The organism is Vibrio sp. 704, assembly GCF_033339295.1.
In genome coordinates this window covers 1-815 of record NZ_JAWOUH010000284.1, presented here as the reverse complement: position 1 = coordinate 815, position 815 = coordinate 1, and the positions used below count along the sequence as shown (strand labels likewise).

Annotated in this window: 1 pseudogene; it reads left to right on the top strand. The window is 48.7% G+C overall.

Annotated features, from left to right (window positions below):
* Positions 1-815, top strand: a pseudogene (locus R7R24_RS25950) (hybrid sensor histidine kinase/response regulator); the annotation flags it as partial.

The window sequence follows — 815 nt, the reverse complement described above, 5'->3', positions numbered from 1 at the left end:
ATCAAATTGCTGGCGTTTTTGGTGGTGGGGATTTTCATTGTCTGGCTGGCGATGAGTACGGAAAATTTGAGCCTGATTGAAGTGGCTTCTGAAACCTACCAGTCACCAAACATTCCAACCTTATTGATTCATACTGTGCTGACCATGTTGGCAATTGTCTGTTTGCCGCGCCAGTTTCACACCATGGTGGTGGAAAATGAACGTGCGCAAGACTTGCATGTCGCGCGTTGGTTGTTCCCGCTGTATCTGATTTTGATGGGCGTATTTGTGTTGCCAATCGCGTGGGTCGGGCAAGGGTTATTGAGCGGAACATCTGCCGATACTTATGTGATCAGTGTGCCGATGGCGGTGGGGGCAAGCGAGATTGCGTTACTGGCGTTTTTGGGCGGTACTTCGGCGGCGAGCGGTATGGTGATTGTTTCAACCATTGCGTTGGCGATCATGGTATCGAACGACTTAGTGATGCCGCTGATATTACGCCGAATGCGCTTGGCGCAGCGCAACCATCACCACTTTTCTGAGCTTTTGCTGCGTATTCGCCGCGCTCTAATTCTGATTTTGTTGATTGGTGCATGGGGATTTTATCAGGCCTTAGATAGTATCCACTCACTCTCTGCGATAGGTTTTCTCTCGTTTGCAGCCATTACCCAGTTTGCTCCTGCATTGATTGGCGGTATGTATTGGCGTCAGGGTAACAAGAAAGGCGTTTATGTTGGCCTCGCGGTCGGTTTTACGATTTGGTTGATTACCTTAATGAGCCAAACCGACATGTTGGCTGGTAATGCCAGCAACAACTTTTTGATTTGGTTAATCAC